General features: G+C 67.4%; 16 protein-coding genes and 1 pseudogene. 10 read left to right on the top strand and 7 right to left on the bottom strand.

The genetic code is table 11. The features are described from left to right. Positions 1 to 17 precede the first annotated feature (17 nt). The 3 genes from QUE68_RS28365 (at position 18) to QUE68_RS28355 (ending at position 2092) form a co-directional block, all read left to right on the top strand. Positions 18 to 506 (top strand): DUF4383 domain-containing protein, encoded by a 489-nt coding sequence (locus tag QUE68_RS28365; RefSeq protein ID WP_286275962.1) that lies wholly within the window; start codon positions 18 to 20, stop codon positions 504 to 506. Positions 507 to 550: 44 nt separating this feature from the next. Beyond that, positions 551 to 1261, top strand: a complete 711-nt coding sequence (locus QUE68_RS28360; protein ID WP_286274846.1) for a GAF and ANTAR domain-containing protein — start codon at positions 551 to 553, stop codon at positions 1259 to 1261. Positions 1262 to 1336: 75 nt separating this feature from the next. Next, positions 1337 to 2092 (top strand): GAF and ANTAR domain-containing protein, encoded by a 756-nt coding sequence (locus QUE68_RS28355; protein WP_286274845.1) that lies wholly within the window; start codon positions 1337 to 1339, stop codon positions 2090 to 2092. A gap of 76 nt (positions 2093 to 2168) precedes the next feature. Here QUE68_RS28355 and QUE68_RS28350 read toward each other — a convergent pair whose 3' ends face one another. Beyond that, a complete protein-coding gene (locus QUE68_RS28350; RefSeq protein ID WP_286274844.1) occupies positions 2169 to 3422 on the bottom strand; it encodes an alpha/beta fold hydrolase in 1254 nt (417 codons plus the stop codon). Between the two features lie 353 nt (positions 3423 to 3775). Between QUE68_RS28350 and QUE68_RS28345 the strand changes: the two are divergent. Continuing rightward, positions 3776 to 5155 (top strand): annotated as a pseudogene (locus tag QUE68_RS28345) (protein kinase domain-containing protein); the annotation flags it as partial. A gap of 97 nt (positions 5156 to 5252) precedes the next feature. Here the strand turns inward: QUE68_RS28345 and QUE68_RS28340 are convergent. From QUE68_RS28340 to QUE68_RS28320, 5 genes are all read right to left on the bottom strand, one after another. After that, entirely contained in the window at positions 5253 to 6284 is a 1032-nt protein-coding gene (locus QUE68_RS28340) for a fused (3R)-hydroxyacyl-ACP dehydratase subunits HadA/HadB (RefSeq protein WP_286274842.1), read from the bottom strand. Positions 6285 to 6437: 153 nt separating this feature from the next. Next, entirely contained in the window at positions 6438 to 6899 is a 462-nt protein-coding gene (locus QUE68_RS28335; RefSeq protein WP_286274841.1) for an EVE domain-containing protein, read from the bottom strand. Between the two features lie 22 nt (positions 6900 to 6921). Beyond that, the gene (locus tag QUE68_RS28330) at positions 6922 to 7854 is read right to left on the bottom strand and encodes a manganese catalase family protein (protein ID WP_286274840.1); all 933 of its coding nucleotides are present in this window, start codon (positions 7852 to 7854) and stop codon (positions 6922 to 6924) included. Between the two features lie 251 nt (positions 7855 to 8105). Further along, positions 8106 to 8534 carry a nitroreductase family deazaflavin-dependent oxidoreductase gene (locus tag QUE68_RS28325; protein WP_284230237.1) on the bottom strand — a complete coding sequence of 143 codons (429 nt, stop codon included), beginning with the start codon at positions 8532 to 8534 and terminating at the stop codon, positions 8106 to 8108. Positions 8535 to 8755: 221 nt separating this feature from the next. Then, positions 8756 to 9577 carry an alpha/beta hydrolase family protein gene (locus QUE68_RS28320; RefSeq protein WP_286274839.1) on the bottom strand — a complete coding sequence of 274 codons (822 nt, stop codon included), beginning with the start codon at positions 9575 to 9577 and terminating at the stop codon, positions 8756 to 8758. On the opposite strand from QUE68_RS28320, the gene QUE68_RS28315 reads away from it, so the two are divergent. Beyond that, positions 9576 to 10694 (top strand): glycoside hydrolase family 6 protein, encoded by a 1119-nt coding sequence (locus tag QUE68_RS28315; RefSeq protein ID WP_455013547.1) that lies wholly within the window; start codon positions 9576 to 9578, stop codon positions 10692 to 10694. The genes QUE68_RS28320 and QUE68_RS28315 overlap by 2 nt on opposite strands. A gap of 21 nt (positions 10695 to 10715) precedes the next feature. On the opposite strand, the gene QUE68_RS28310 is transcribed toward QUE68_RS28315, so the two are convergent. After that, positions 10716 to 11384, bottom strand: a complete 669-nt coding sequence (locus QUE68_RS28310) for a response regulator transcription factor (protein ID WP_284230233.1) — start codon at positions 11382 to 11384, stop codon at positions 10716 to 10718. Positions 11385 to 11515: 131 nt separating this feature from the next. Between QUE68_RS28310 and QUE68_RS28305 the strand changes: the two genes are divergently transcribed. The 5 genes from QUE68_RS28305 to QUE68_RS28285 all read left to right on the top strand — a co-directional run bounded on the left by QUE68_RS28305 (position 11516) and on the right by QUE68_RS28285 (position 15454). Then, entirely contained in the window at positions 11516 to 11695 is a 180-nt protein-coding gene (locus tag QUE68_RS28305; RefSeq protein ID WP_284230232.1) for a DUF6131 family protein, read from the top strand. A 36-nt stretch (positions 11696 to 11731) separates the two neighbouring features. After that, positions 11732 to 12322, top strand: coding sequence for a hypothetical protein (locus QUE68_RS28300; protein WP_286274837.1), 591 nt, complete (start codon positions 11732 to 11734; stop codon positions 12320 to 12322). Continuing rightward, complete coding sequence (locus QUE68_RS28295; RefSeq protein WP_286274836.1) at positions 12319 to 12795, top strand: hypothetical protein; 477 nt, start codon at positions 12319 to 12321, stop codon at positions 12793 to 12795. The genes QUE68_RS28300 and QUE68_RS28295 overlap by 4 nt, the downstream gene beginning before the upstream one ends. Before the next feature lie 59 nt (positions 12796 to 12854). Next, entirely contained in the window at positions 12855 to 14513 is a 1659-nt protein-coding gene (locus tag QUE68_RS28290; protein WP_286274835.1) for an ABC-F family ATP-binding cassette domain-containing protein, read from the top strand. Positions 14514 to 14662: 149 nt separating this feature from the next. Next, a complete protein-coding gene (locus tag QUE68_RS28285) occupies positions 14663 to 15454 on the top strand; it encodes a L,D-transpeptidase (protein ID WP_286274834.1) in 792 nt (263 codons plus the stop codon). Positions 15455 to 15557: the final 103 nt, after the last annotated feature.

Below are 15557 nucleotides of genomic sequence, written 5' to 3'. Positions count from 1 at the left end.
ACGGTGCGGGCTCCGCGATGTCGCGGTACCCCTCGGCCGTGCAGAAGGCCGCCTTGGCCATGGGCGCGGTATTCCTGCTCGTCGGAATCCTCGGCTTCATTCCCGGGGTGACCACCCACTACGACCAGCTCACCTTCGCCGGTCACCACTCCGAGGCTGCCCTGCTGGGAATCTTCAACGTCTCGATCCTGCACAACATCGTCCATCTCGCGTTCGGCGTGGCAGGAATTGCATTGGCGCGTAGTTTCAACGCGGCCCGCTCGTACTTGATCGGCGGCGGCGTCATCTACCTGGCGTTGTTCGTCTACGGCCTGGTCATCGACCACGAGAGTTCCATGAACTTCGTCCCGGTCAACGATGCCGACAACTGGCTGCACCTCGTCTTGGCGGCCGCCATGCTGGCCGCGGGGCTGCTGCTGGGCCGCACCCACCGCGGGACTCACGCGCCCATCGGTGTGGACGAGAACGCAGCACCGGGCGACCCCTCGCGGCGGACGACGCGTTAACGAGGCCGTCCAAAGCGACGCCCGCCATCGGGTGTGGAGGTGACGTGAGGATCGAGGACGCACTGCTCGGCGAAATGGGCGGAGGACGCGGTGCGGGTGTCGCGGACCGCCTCTGTCAGGCCTGTGTACACCTGCTGGGCGTGGATGGGGCGGCCATCTCGCTGGTGAACGATGGCGTCAACATCGCCACCCTGGGCGCCAGCGACCCCGCGGCGCGCAGCTATGACGAGTTGCAGTTCACCCTCGGGGTGGGCCCATGCCTGGACGCGGTGGCCCACCGCGCACCCGTCATGATCGCCGATCTCGCCGACCGCTCAGGCGGGAGCCGCTGGCCCGCGTACGGCGAGGCAATGCTGGCCAACCGGATCCGCGGCGTGTATGCGATGCCGATCGTGGTGGCCGGCGAGTACGTAGGCGCCCTCGACGTATTCAACGCCGAGCCCCCGGCATGGACCGTCGAGCAGTTGATCGGCATCGGCGAAGCCGCCGAGCTGGCCCAAATCCCCGTGATGGACTTGCTCGCCCGCGACATGGGCGAGGCGGCTGCCCCCCCGGGTAGTGCGGCTTGGAACGAAATCCGCATGTTGACACGGGCGGAGGTCAGCCAGGCGACTGGTGTCCTCATGGCCCAGCTGCACCTCAGTGCGCCTGCGGCCCTCATACGGCTGCGCGCGCACGCCTACGCTAGCGGCCGCTCCGCGACCGCGGTCGCAGGTGACGTCCTTGCCCGCCGCCTTCACCTGGAACGCAACTGACGTGCACCCGCCCAGATTGAGCCCCGTCCCCGTGATCGCGCCGCGCGCCGAAGAACGCTCGAAGTGGAGGTCGATGTGACTGATTCATCGCGTGAATCTCGCGTCTTGGACGCGGTGGTGACCGTGGTCGACAGCTTGCTCGGCGACTTCGACGTCGTCGAGTTGCTCACCGACCTGACCGAGCACTGCAGTGAACTGCTCGACGTCTCCGCAGCTGGCCTCCTGCTCGCCGGTCCGGGCCGCCAATTGCATCTGATGGCCGCGACCTCGGAGTCCTCACGCCTCGTGGAGTTGTCCCAACTGCACGCCGATCAGGGCCCCTGCGTCGACTGCTACAGCACAGCTGCACCGGTTTCGGTGCCCGACCTGAGCGCTCAAGAACAACGGTGGCCGGACTTCGTCCCGGCCGCCATCGAGGCCGGTTTTGCCTCCGTGCACGCCGTGCCGATGCGCGCCGCCGGTCTCACCCTGGGCGCACTGGGTCTGTTCGGCGCCGATACCGGTGAGCTGAGCGAGGCCGACCTGCTGGTCGCCCACACCCTTGCCCACCTGGCGTGTGTCGCAATCATGCAAGGACATCCATCCACCGCGGTGTCGATACTGCCCCGCCTACACACGGCGGTGAACAATCGCGTCATCATCGAGCAGGCCAAGGGCTTCGTGAGCGCAGCGATTGACGTACCCGTCCCCAACGCCTACAGCCTGCTGCGTTCCTACGCGCGGGCCAACCACGTCCATCTCAGCGAGGTGTGCCGACGGATGATCAGCGACCCCGATACCCGCGAGGTGGTTCTGTCGGCCGTGGGCAGCACCCAGGCCGAGCTCTCCTGAACCCGATCGCCGGTCGGTCCCCCGCGAACGCCCGCCTGATCGCGAAGGTTGCGGTCCTGCACGAGCGACGGTCGGATCAGCACCGCGTGTAGTCGTCCACCCCGCCGTACCGAATCATGACGTCGCCCGCCATGACGGCGGGATCGTCGCGTGCTGCCGAGTCGAACTCTGCTCGCGCGTCGATCAAACGCGCCCAACGGCCAAGCGCTGCAGCGTATTCCGCCCCCCGTTCGCCTTCGACGTCGCGATTGCCGGCAGCAAGATCTACCAAGGCCGCACTGATACCTGCAGTGCCGGTGCGCGTCTCCTGGCCGGCAAGTACGAGTTCACGCAGGGCGACCTCGGCTGAGCAGTTACGCAACCCCATCAACACCCCGACGGCCCTGTCGACGTCCTGGTGCGTCGCCAACGCTTCACGTCCCGAGGAGACGCTTTGCGTCTGGCGTGTAGTAAGCAAATCAGTCCACTCAGCCGCGGAATAGTCGAAGGGTGTGGTGGAGGCCAGGAATGCCTCCAGCGCGGCCAGCAACTGCTCAGGCGCGGTCTCGTGGGGGAAGTGCCCAGCGTCCGGGATCTCGACCATCACCGCATGCGGGACGCGTTCGGCGAAGTGTTGATGGTGGTGTGGCGGGATGGTGGTGTCCTTCACGCCCCAAGCCGCCAGGACGGGGACGTCGCGGAGCAAACCGAGTTGGCGGCTGGCGCTTACGGTCTGCCCGCGCCAATCGATGACGGCATGGGCGGTCCGCACGAAGGCGCGGCGCTGTTGATGGCCCGCGAGCCCACGTAACGCGACCGCCAACGCAGCCGCATCCGGTGCTGACGTCAGCGGCGGGAGGACCGTGAGGAGGTTCCGGGTCAGTGCGGTCGGGATCCTGGAGAGCCCAGCCACCACCGTTTCAGCACCGGGCAGGGTGGCGGCGCGCAATATCGGCGCCACCTCGGTCCCCAACCCGCCACTGCTGACCAAGACCAGACGGTCGGTGCGCTCGGGGAATTGGTACGCGGTCTGGAGGGCGACCCCGCCACCCAGACTGTGGCCGATGAGCGTTGCCCGCTGATGACCGAGCGCCAGCAGCAGATCACGCACGGCACAGGCATGCGCGCCCACTGAATAGTCTCCGGCCGGGGGCGCCGAATCGCCGTGCCCTGGGAGGTCGAGAGCGACAACGGTGTGGGTACGTGCCAACGCGGGGATCAGGTGGCGCCAAGTCTGTCGGCTCCCGCCCAGCCCGTGAATGAGCAGAAGGACCTCCGGCCCGGTTCCGGCCGAAGTGTAGGCGAGGCTGCCACCGGATAACGGCATCAGGGAATCGAACACGGCGGACATGGGGTTCACTCTTCCTCGCTGAGCACCAGACGATCTTCGTCAGGTCGGTGCGCGCAGTGGGGAATACCCCCACCGATCTTGGCCAAACCGGCGCAACGAAAATTGCCCTGTGCCGGGCAGCGCCACGTCCGCACCGACGGGGCGCCGTGCGCCCGAAGATGGTGATGCACTGGCCGACAAGGCCATCGGGCAGGAGCAAGAGGGAAAGCAGCTCCCGCAGCGAGCTAGTTGCGGATAGAGCTATGCCGGGCCGCCCGCGACGTGTCAGGATCGAGACGTGGCCCAGCACGCACGACCAAGATCGTGAGCCGCGTGCCGAGCACGTCGGACCTAGACCCCCTCGGGGCATCGCGGTGAGCCTGCCGCGGCGCTTCGCCGATCGCTACGAACTTCGTGAGGTCGTGGGGATCGGGGGCATGTCCGAAGTCCACCTGGCGCGGGATCTGCGATTGAATCGCGATGTCGCGGTCAAGGTGCTGCACGCAGACCTGGCCAAGGACCCCGACCTCAATGCGCGCTTCCGGCGGGAAGCGCAGAAGACGGCCGGGCTGAACCACCCCGGGATCGCCGCCGTCTACGACACCGGCGAGGCGGCGACGCCCCAGGGGCCCCTGCTCTACATCGTGATGGAGTACGTCGACGGCCAGACGCTGCGTGAGGTCCTCGCGACCCGTGGGGCCATGACGTCGAGGCGGGCCGCCGCAGTGGTCGCGGATGTCTGCGAGGCGTTGGAGTTCAGTCACCGGCACGGCCTCATACACCGCGACGTGAAGCCGGCCAACATCCTGCTCAGCAAGGACGATGGTGTGGTGAAGGTGGTGGACTTTGGCATCGCCAGGGCACTCGCCGACAGCCACCTCGGCATCACCCGGACCGGCGCGGTGATGGGCACGGCGCACTATCTCTCTCCCGAACAAGCGCGTGGAGGTGAGGTCGACGCTCGCTCCGACGTCTACTCGCTGGGGTGCGTGCTCTACGAAATCTCCACCGGCGAGCCACCTTTCGCCGGTGAGTCCCCCGTGGCAGTCGCCTACCAGCACGTGCGCGAGAACCCCGCGCCGCCGTCCAGCCGCAATCCCCAACTCACCGCGGAGTTCGATGCCATCGTCCTCAAGGCGATGACCAAGGACCCCGGCGGTCGCTACCAGTCCGCCGCCGAGATGCGCGTCGACCTGATTCGCTTCCAGCGCGGAGACATTCCGTATGCCGTCGGCAGGGAGACCGCTGCCGAACGGACCTCACCGCTGGCGATGACCGAAACGCCTCGCCGTACGTCATCGGTGCCAGCGCGGCTGACGGCGATCGGTGTGCTGGCGGTGCTCGCCGCCGTGCTGGTCATCGCGATCGTCCTCGACCGGCGCAGCCCCGCCGACACGGCGCTGCCGGACGTGCGCGGTCGGGCCTCCGCCGAGGCGATCGCCATCCTGCGCGACCGCGGCCTCACCCCTCGCGTGGAGAAGATGGTGCATCCGACGGTGCCGGCCGACCACGTGATCGCCACCGAACCTCCGGCAGATGCCCCGGTGGGCGCGGGCGGTGACGTCACGCTCGACGTGTCGCTGGGTCCGGCACCGAGCGGCCCGCCGGCCATGGTGGGGGTGGTTCCCGACGTCTCGGCACTGACCTACGCCGAGGCTATTCGCACGCTGATGGACGCGGGTTTCCGAAGTTTCCAGCAGGCGTCGCTACCGTCGTCAGCCGAACTTCAGGATCGGGTGGTGGGGACCAATCCGTTCGCCAACCGCACCGTCGAGGTCACGACCAAGATCACCGTCGTGATGGGTTCCGGCCCCAGGGCCGACGTCCCCTGACGCCACGTGGCCGCCTCGGTCAGCGGAAGCGGACGTCCGTAGTCGCCAGCCCGAAGATCTTCCGGCCTGCCGACTTCGCGGCGACGATGATCACCCCGGTGCGCGTTGCCGGGTCCAGTGACTTGACGCGGCCGCTGAACTCGATGTCCGCGCCGCCGGTAGCCGGCACGATCGCGGGTGCGGACAGCCGCACCGCCAGGCGGGTGAGCGCGCCCGGGTCGCCGGACCACGACGCGGCGAAGCCAGCGCCCAAACCCATCGTGAGCATGCCGTGGGCGATCACGTCGGGCTGGCCGGCCAGCTTGGCGATGGCCTCGTCCCAGTGCAGCGGGTTGGCGTCGCCCGCCACACCGGCGTAATTGACCAGATCGCCACGGGACAGCCGCGCGTGGTGAACCGGTAGCTCGTCGCCGACCTTCACGTCCTCGAATGACGCCGATCCCGGCGTGCGGGTGGTGCCGCCCTCGGCGATCCGTGACTCGCCCTCGGGGCGCACCGTCTTCTGGTAGCCGTCGTGGGTTTCGTCGACGCCCAGCATGTTGACGTCGTGCATCATCACGTTCTGCACGGCCGACCTGATCGCCGGGTCGACGTCCTCGGCGGTCACGCCGACGACCGTGGTGTGCAGCGTGTGCACCCGTTCGCCGGCGGCGTCGGTGAAGGTGTTGGTCACGGTGATCAGGTCTCGACCAGCGATCCTGCGCACCGAGGTCAGTTCGACGTCGATTCGGAGTTCGTCACCGGCCACGATGGGGCGGTGCTGTTCGAAGACCTCCTCGGTCTGCAGGTACATGTCGTAGCCGACGACCACCGCTTCGAACATGCGCTGATTGCAGGCCATCGCCGGTGCCGAGGTGAAGGTCAGCGGCGCCACCAGGTCGGAGTACCCCAGCGCCGCGGCTGCGGCCAGATCCCAATGCGCCGGGTGATAGCACTGCACGGCGCGGGCGAACTCGCGGACCTTCTCGCGTCCGACCAGGTACGGGTCGTGCATCTGGTAGTAGTGCCCGACCCGCGATTCAAGCGCCAAGGGTTCCGGTGCTGCGGTCATGAGTGTGCCCAACTCCTCTATCGGCTTGTTCGCTGAGACCGACCAACGAACACTAACGCGCGGCCTCGAGTGCTGACGTCGGAGGCTGTTCCTCGAGTGGAGCGATCACTCGAGAGTGTGCGCGGCGCCGGATGACGGTTCCATTCGACGGCCTCACCGGGGGAGCAGCGGTTCGATGAGCGCCAGCTCCGTCGTGCTCACCCACGACGGGTTGGCCTGCTGAGGGGCGCGGAAGACCTCCATCGAGCGCAGGGCCGGGACCGACGACAGTTCGGCGGCCGTCACCGGTGCGGGGAACAACGGGATGTGTACGGGCACATGGAGTTTGCCTTGATCGCATGTGACGTCACCAATGACCCGTCCAGCACCCCACAGGCCCCGCAGCGGGTGCGCGCTTACCCAGAAGAGCACCCGCTGGCCGGGCCGTATGAGCCGGGAGCGGTAGTTGTCGGCGATGCACCAGAGCGGTTTGGCCTCTCGAGCCGCACGCATCGGATCGACGGGCGTCATGCGCGGGTTGCACTTGATCACCCACGCGCCCAACGTCTCTGGAGTCACGCTGCGCGTCGACGATGGCGGCGCAGCGAGGTGGGCGGCACGCGCGGCGCCGCCCACCCCTTGGTTGCTAATTGCTGGCCTAGCCGTTGTTCGCCGCGATCTCGGCTTCGGCGGTCGCCTGAATGAGCGCCAGCAGCTCCTTGTCCAGGCCGGGGGCGAACTCCTCCCGCCGTTCGGGCGCGATGGTCATGGGGAACCCCTCGGGCATGACGGCGGTGCTGAGCTCCGCACCGTCGTTGGACGGCGAGGCGCCGCGATAGAGCTTCGCCGCCTGGTTCTCGTCATCCGCGCTGAAGGTGTACTGAATGCTTTGCAGCCCCATGTCGAGCAGCTTCTTCACCTCTGGGAACTGTTCGGCATTCGTCTTCGGAATGGGAAGCGCCGCACCCCAATTGACGCCCAAGCTCTCGAGTGCCTTGGCGAACGCGTTCTCGTGCGCCTGATCGCGAACGATCAGGTACGCGATGGTGGCGCGGGCGGTCTTGTTGTCCGTCATCTGGTAGATCCGGCACTTCTGCAGGCGACCGGTGGACTCGAGCATGAGGTTGTACATCAGGTCGAGGACCAGGTTGCCGCTGTTGTAGACATACGAGCCACTCCACGGATTCCCGGCGGCATCGACCGGCAGCGCGCCTTGGGCGCCGACCAGGTAGTGGTGAATGTTGCTGGTGTCCAGCGCAATCTTCAACGGCGTTGCACCCTTGGCGCCCGGCTCGTCGACCGGGTCGGTCTTCTTGCCGCTGTACTCGGGGGAGCCGTCCAGGAGCCGCGCGATGGTCGTGCCAATGAGCTCGACGTGGCTGATCTCTTCGGTGCCGACGCCCTGGATCAGGTCCTTGTACGGCTTGGAGACGGGGTCGCCTCGGAAGTTGATGCTCTGGAACAGGTACTGCATCATCGTGCGCATCTCGCCGAACTGTCCGCCGAGACCTTCCTGTAGCGCGTTGGCCGCGGCCGGATCGGGCTCGTCGGCGACGATCTCGTTGATGAGCTGCTGGGTGTGCAGGTACACGAATTCTCCTAGGGGGTCGACGTCGAGTCGAGGACTGTCGCATGTCAGCGCACGCGGGACTAGTCGTTGGGTGTACGTAGCTGAGTACGCGCCCCTTGCGTTGTTCAACCGACGGACTCACGTTTCTGGAAGCCAGCGGTACTTACACGCTTACCCGCACCCGGAGGCGACAAACGTCAAATGCCCGCGGCTGGCGCAACAGACGGCCAGGTGTCTGCGATCAACCACGAAAGACGTTGGCTGGCAACACTTCAGTCGGAAATGCGCTCCAACTCGAAGACCGGAATTACGCGTGTGGTGTTGCGCTGGTAGTCACCGAACTGGGGCTCGACCGCGACCTGCTTGGCGTAGACGTCGTCGCGCTCGGCACCGGTGAGCACGCGAGCGGTCACCGGAAACGTCTCCGACCCCAGTTCGACGGTGGTGCCCGGGTTCGCCACCAGGTTGTGATACCAGTCGGGATTGGTGTCGGCGCCGCCCTTGCTCGCGAAGATGAAGATGCGACCTCCGTCGAGATACGGCACCAGCGGGGCGATCCGCTCCACCCCGGACTTCGCCCCGGCGTGGTGCACGAGCACCAGCGGCTTGCCCTCGAACATGCCACCCGCCGTGCCGCCGGTCTTCCTGAACTCCTCGATGACCTTCCGGTTCATCGCGTCGAAGTCGGCTTTTTCTGGCATGTGATTCTCCTCGTGGGTCGGCGATGCCAGCCTAAGCCGTCGCGCCAAGCAGGACTGGCGCATGTTGCGGGAGCGTTGGCGCGATCTGCGAGCGCAGAAGGCCAGGTGCTGTCGCCTTTCTCCTGGGCTATGACGATCCGAATTCCTTTCACCGCGCGTTGAATCGCTGGACGGGCCACACCCCGCTCGGCGTCAGGGCCACCGCGGCTGGGTGACCGCCGTCATTCCTCGGTGGGGTGGGCCGGTCGATCGAACCCGGCGAAGAACGTGCTCAGATGCCTCGTCGCCGACCACGTTCCGGCCGGACCGAACTGTCGCAAGCATCGTGAGTCGTCGGTACCCGGCCAGGTGTGTCCCACGTCGTAGAGACTGATCAGACGGACGACGGCGCCCGACGGCGCGAGGGGGGCGAAACGCTGCTCGACCACCCCGGGCTCCAGTTCCTGCAGGCGTGCGCCGGCGCCGGCGCCGGCCCACGACTCGGTGGTTCGCTGAATCCCGGTGGGCCAGCGGGCACCGTCACCATGGCCGTAGGGATTGACGTCATCGCGCCGGCCGTGGATCACCAGCAACGGGCTGACGGCCGGTGCGCCGGTCGGGGGGAACACGGCGCCGGCGACGAGACCGGCCGACGTCGGAGTCCGATCGCTCGCGAGGACGTGAGAGGCCAGTCGCGCGCCGCCGGAGTACCCGAGCAGGTGAACGGGAAGGGTGGGATGGCGACGCCGGATCGTCGCCAGAAGCCGGGAGACGTAGCCGACGTCGTCGGGCTCCTCGCGTGCCGCGTCCTCGCCGGGCAACGGTGAACCGGGAACGTTCCAGCCGAATCCCGCCGGAAACCCGTCTCCGTACCGGAACGGGATCAAGGCCTGAGGCGTGAGAACCAGCGCACCGCGTCGAGACAGTTCGGCCGCATCGATCATCGCCTCGTGGTTGGGGGCGGTGAAGCCGCTACCGTGCAGAGAGACGATCACGCGGCGTCGTCCGGCGTCGCCGGGGTCGCGGCGAAGGACCAGTCGATCGTCGTCCCTAGCGGCCGCCATCAGCGCCCCGCTGGCAGTTGCGGCACCACCACGTCCCCTCGGGCATGGTCCCCATGTTCCCGCCCCCGGTACCCACACCGCCAGGAGTGATTGGCGTTGGGTCCTTCGAGGCACTAATTTCCCGAAGGTGAAGTCTTCAGCTGCCGGTGCAGCCGCACGTTGGATCGCCCCCCTGCTGACGGTTGCGGCCGTGGTGATGACGGGCCTCGTCGGCGGCCCGGCCCCGGCGATGCGCCTCGCCGCCGATGCCAACCCGTTGGCCGGACTGCCGCTCTACGTCAATCCCGACTCGGCGGCGATGCGCGCTGCCAGGGCCACCGATCCGCCGAATCCGGCGTTGACCGCCATCGCGAACACGCCCCAGGCGTACTGGATGGACCAGCTGTCCACGCCCGCCGTGGACGCGAAGTACATCGCCGCGGCCCAGGCTGCCGGCACCATCCCACTGCTGTCCCTCTATGGGATACCGCATCGCGACTGCGGCAGCTTCGCCGCAGGCGGGTTCGGGTCGGCGGCGGCCTACCGCGGGTGGATCGACGGCGTCGCAGGTGCCATTGGCGGTGGCCCGGCGGCCGTCATCCTGGAACCCGACGCGCTCGCGATGGCCGGCTGTCTCTCGGGCGATCAGCGCCAGGAACGCTTGGACCTGATCAGCTACGCCGTCGACACGCTGACCCGCAACCCGGCGACGGCCGTGTACGTCGACGCAGGCCACTCGCGCTGGGTCAGCGCCGACGACATGGCGGGCATGCTCAACCAGGTCGGCGTCGCCAAGGCCAGGGGCTTCAGTCTCAACACCGCGAACTTCTTCACCACCGCCGAGGAGATGGGTTACGGCGACGCGATCTCGGGGCTGACCAACGGGAAGCCGTACGTGATCGACACGGGGCGCAACGGCGCGGGACCCGTCGAGGGTGACCCGCTGTACTGGTGCAATCCCAGCGGACGTGCGCTCGGCAGCCCGCCCACGACGGCCACCGGGAACGGGAACGTCGACGCCTTCCTGTGGGTCAAGCGTCCCGGCGAGTCCGACGGGTCCTGCGGTCGCGGGAACCCCGGAGCGGGGCGCTTCGTCAACCAGTACGCCATCGACCTCGCCCGCAACGCGGGCCAATAGCGCGCACTCCCACGGCCGGGACTACGGGCCGCCCTTCCAGTGCTCGATCCGGTTGTGGTCGGGGGTGAAGCCGTGCTTGACACCCCAGAGGACGGCTTGGGTGCGGCTGCCGACGTCGATCTTGCGGTAGATCGACCGGATGTATGACTTCACGGTGTTCGGGCTGAGGTAGGTCAGCTGGGCGACCTCGGCGTTGTTCTTGCCCTGGGTGATGAGCGCAAGGATCTCCGACTCGCGATCGCTGAGCCCCTCCCCGCGACCGGGCCAGTCAAGGCCCGGTGCGCTCCGCGCGCGCAGCGGCGGGTCGCTGACCACGAGTTCGCCCGCATGCACGGCTTCCAGTGCGGCGACCAAGTCTCGGGCGGGCAGTGTCTTCGACAGATAGCCGTGTGCCCCATGCTTTTTGGCGCTCGCGATGAGGTCGGGGTGAAAGTTCCAGGTGTACACCACGACTCGGTGGGCACGCGGATTGGCCACCAGCACACCGATTTCGTGATGATCGGACTCGGGCTGGGCGAACGAGTCGTACAGCACGATGTCCACCGTGTCGTCGACGGGCATGGTGGTGTCGAGTTCGGCGACGACGACGCGATCGCGGTAGCGGTCGAACATGTTGGCCACCCCCATGACGACGACGTCGTAGTCGTCGACGAGCGCCACGGTAATGGGACCGTCCTGTGGTGGGGGCATGGCTCGAAGGTACCGCCCTAAGGGTGTATTGGAACCCCCCTAAAGGGTCTTCTATTGGTGACAGGCCAGGCATCCGCCCAGCCATCGTGTACCCGCCGGCCCCTTCGCGGCGTCTCATCGAAAGGTTCGCCATGATCGTTCTCGGGATCGTCCTCATCGTGCTGGGGCTCATTCTGCCCAGCCTCGTCCCCGCCTTTGCCTTTGCTCACCTCGTCTTGGTGGTCGGGGTCATCCTGCTCGTCGTTGGCGTGATCCTGGCGATCATGGGAACCGCGGGGCGCGCCGTCGGCGGTCGACGCCACTACTACTGAGCCACAACCGAACTCGACTGAGAAGGAGAAGATCTCATGCCTGATTGGGTATGGCTGGTCATCGTAGCGATGGTGGTGATCGCCGGGGCGGTGTTGGCCGTCGCCCTGGTGACGGGCCGACGAAAGCGAACCCACCACCTCAAGGAGCGGTTCGGACCCGAGTACGACCGGGCCGTGGCCGCATCCGGAGATCACGGTGCGGCCGAGCGGGAGCTCGTCGAACGTGAGCGGAAGCGCGACGAGCTGGAGATCGTGCCGCTGACATCCACCGCGCTGCAGGAATACACGAGCCGTTGGAAGACCGTCCAGACCGCGTTCGTCGACGACCCCACGAGCGCGGTCGGTGAGGCAGACGACCTCGTGACCGAGGTCATGCGAGAGCGCGGATACCCGGTCGACGACTTCGAACAGCGGGCCGCCGACGTCTCGGTCGACCATCCAACGGTGGTGGAGAACTACCGAGCCGCCCACGCGATTCACCTTGCACACCGGCGCGGCGACGTCGGTACCGAACAGCAGCGCCAGGCATTCGTTCACTACCGCGCACTGTTCGAACGGCTTCTCGAGCGGGACGCCGACACCACCCGATCACGGCCCACCGAAACAGCACAGGAGACACGCGCATGACCACTGACGACCGACGTCTCGAAGACGTTCCTACCCTCCGAGAGGTTGGGCCGAAGGCCGCGGCGACTGATCGATACGTCGTCGATACCCCACCGGTGAACCGAGACGACTTCGGAGATGGCCGGGCCGACCCCGACGCGTCACACACCGCCCAGCACGCCGACATGCCGGACGCGGCGAGATCCGAGACGGACTCGACGCGAGACGGGTCGCTGTTCGCCGACGACGAGCTTGCTGGGTTGCGCGCCCGATGGGACACCGTGCAAGCGGGGTTCGTCGACGATCCCAGAGACTGCGTCCAGAAGGCGGACGGCCTCGTGGCGGACGTCGTCACCCAACTCACTTCGGGCTTCACGGACGCCCGCTCACGCCTCGAACAACAGTGGAGTCGGGGTGAAGAGGCCAGCACCGAAGACCTCCGCCTTGCCCTCAAGCGTTATCGCGGCTTCCTCGACCGCCTGCTCGCGGTGTAACCCACACCCCGGCGCCCACGGGCGCCGGGGTGTGGCGCCCGTGGTGAGACCATGGACCCATGACCGCAACGCTCGTCGCGAAGAACGTGGCGGGCGGATTCGCCCACCGCACCCTCTTCGAGGGGCTCGACCTGACGGTGGCACCGGGCGACGTGGTCGGAGTCGTCGGCGCGAACGGCGCCGGCAAGAGCACGCTGCTGCGGATCCTGGCCGGCGTGCTCGAACCGCTCGAAGGTGCCGTCAATCTCGCGCCGGCCGACGCGTTCGTGGGGTGGCTTCCGCAGGAGCACGAGCGAGTGCCGGGAGAAACGGTTGCCGCCTACATCTCCCGCCGCGCTGGATGCACCGAAGCGACGCGGATCATGGAGGCGGCGGCCGCCGCATTGGCCGAACCCAGTTCCGCGGGTGCTGATCCCGCCGATGCCTACTCCGCCGCATTGGACCACTGGCTCGCCACCGGCGCGGCGGACCTCGACGAACGCGTGCCCGCCGTTCTCGCCGACCTGGGACTCGATTCCGAAGCCCTACGCCCGGATTCGACGATGATGACCGCGTTGTCGGGTGGGCAGGCAGCGCGGGTGGGCTTGGCGGCGCTGATGCTGTCGCGGTTCGACATCGTCCTGCTCGATGAGCCCACCAACGATCTGGATCTCGACGGACTCGCGCGCCTCGAACACTTCGTCCGCGACCTCCGCGGAGGTGTCGTGCTGGTGAGCCACGATCGAGAGTTCCTGGCCCGCAGCGTGACCCGCGTCTGCGAGCTGGATCTGGCACAGAACACCACCACTGTCTTCGGCGGCGGGTACGAGAGCTATCTGGAGGAGCGCGAGGTCGGCCGCCGGCACCGCCGCGAGAACTACGACGAGTTCGCCGACAAGAAGGCAGACCTGGTGGCGCGAGCCCGCATTCAGCGGGAATGGTCGAGCCAGGGTGTCCGCAACGCGATGCGCAAGGCCCCCGACAACGACAAGAACCGGCGGCGCGCCGCTACCGAATCCAGTGAGAAGCAGGCGCAAAAGGTCCGCCAGATGGAGAGTCGGATCGCCCGGCTCGAGGAAGTCGTCGAACCGCGCAAGGAATGGACGCTGGAGTTCACCATCGGTTCGGCGCCGCGCTCGAGCGCGGTCGTGGCCACCCTCGACGAGGCCGTCGTGCGGCAGGGCGACTTCGTCCTGGGCCCGGTCTCGTTGCAGGTCGATGCCGGCGAGCGGATCGGCATCACGGGCTCGAACGGGGCGGGGAAGTCGACCCTGCTACGGCTGCTCCTGGGTCGCCGGCTGCCCGATCAGGGGCGCGCGAGCCTGGGTGCCAACGTCGCGGTGGGTGAGATCGACCAGGCCCGCGCCGAGTTCTCCGGTGCGGGCCGCCTCGTCGACCGCTTCGAGGAGCGGGTGCCGGACTGGACGACGGCCGACGTGCGGACGCTGTTGGCCAAGTTCGGGTTGCGAGCCGACCACGTCGAGCGCGCGGTCGACGAGCTGTCGCCCGGTGAGCGGACCCGCGCTGGCCTGGCCCTGCTGCAGGCCCGAGGCACGAACGTCCTGGTGCTTGACGAGCCGACGAACCACCTGGACCTCGCGGCCATCGAGCAACTCGAGGAGGCGCTCGAGAGCTACGACGGTGCGCTACTCCTGGTGACCCACGACCGCCGGATGCTGCAGAACGTGCGATTGGACCGGTCCTGGGTGGTCGACGGCGGGCGTGTCGTGGACCTGTAGCGGAGGAGCCGCGGCCGACTCCATCCCGTGGCCGAACCGTGACGAAGGCTTGACCGAAATGTCAACGCGTGCATGCGTGTTCGGGCTTCATCAGCCGGTACGGTGACAACCGATAATGACGTGTTGGTCAAATGCAACGGGATCGGTTGATGCGAGCGGTCATTCAATTCGTTATAGCGGTCGGTTTGGTGTCCACGGGCGTGGCCGGGAGTGGGACGGACGTCGACACGATGGCGGCCAGCCTTCCGTTGGGCTCGCCCATCGAGTCGATCTCGCCGGCCCCCGGCGAACGGGTGGGCGTGGCTCACCCCGTGGTGGTGACCTTCAACCAACCCATCTCCAACCGCGCCGCCGCCGAACGGGCCATCGACGTCACGTCGACCACCGGCATGACCGGCAGCTTCGAGTGGCTGAATGACACGGTGGTGCAGTGGGTTCCCGACCGATACTGGCCGGCGCACAGCACGATCATGCTGTCGGTGGGCAACCGGACCACGGAATTCGACACGGGTCCCGCAGTCGTCGGCATCGCGGACATCTCCGAGCACACGTTCACCGTGACGGTCGACGGCGTCGCGACCGGCCCTGCGCCGCACCATCTTCCGCACGCAGGCGAGCAGGGTGTGCTGCTGGCCTCCATGGGCCGGCCGGAGTATCCGACGCCCGTCGACACCTACACGGTCCTCTCGAAGGATCGCGACGTCATCATGGACTCCAGTAGCGTCGGCATACCGATCACCGATCCCGACGGCTATCTGCTAACGGTGGATTATGCCGTGCGCATCTCCCGGCGAGGCCTCTACGTGCACTCGGCACCATGGGCGGTCAACGCAATGGGTTTCGAGAACGTCAGCCACGGCTGCATCAGCCTGGACCCGACCACCGCTGAGTGGTACTTCAACACCGTCGAGGTCGGCGACCCCGTCATCGTCCAGGAATAGGCTGCGGGATAGCTCCTTTCGGGATGTGCCCGAATGAAGCGCTATGCACGTTCCCTGCACCACGGTCGTGGCTCTGGCCGTCGGCGCGCGATCTGGCGACCCT

Origin of the sequence: Mycolicibacterium sp. TUM20985, from assembly GCF_030295745.1 — a bacterium.
Taxonomy (GTDB): domain Bacteria; phylum Actinomycetota; class Actinomycetes; order Mycobacteriales; family Mycobacteriaceae; genus Mycobacterium.
The sequence above is the reverse complement of the archived record's forward strand: the minus strand, read 5'-3'. Positions and strand labels throughout refer to the sequence as shown.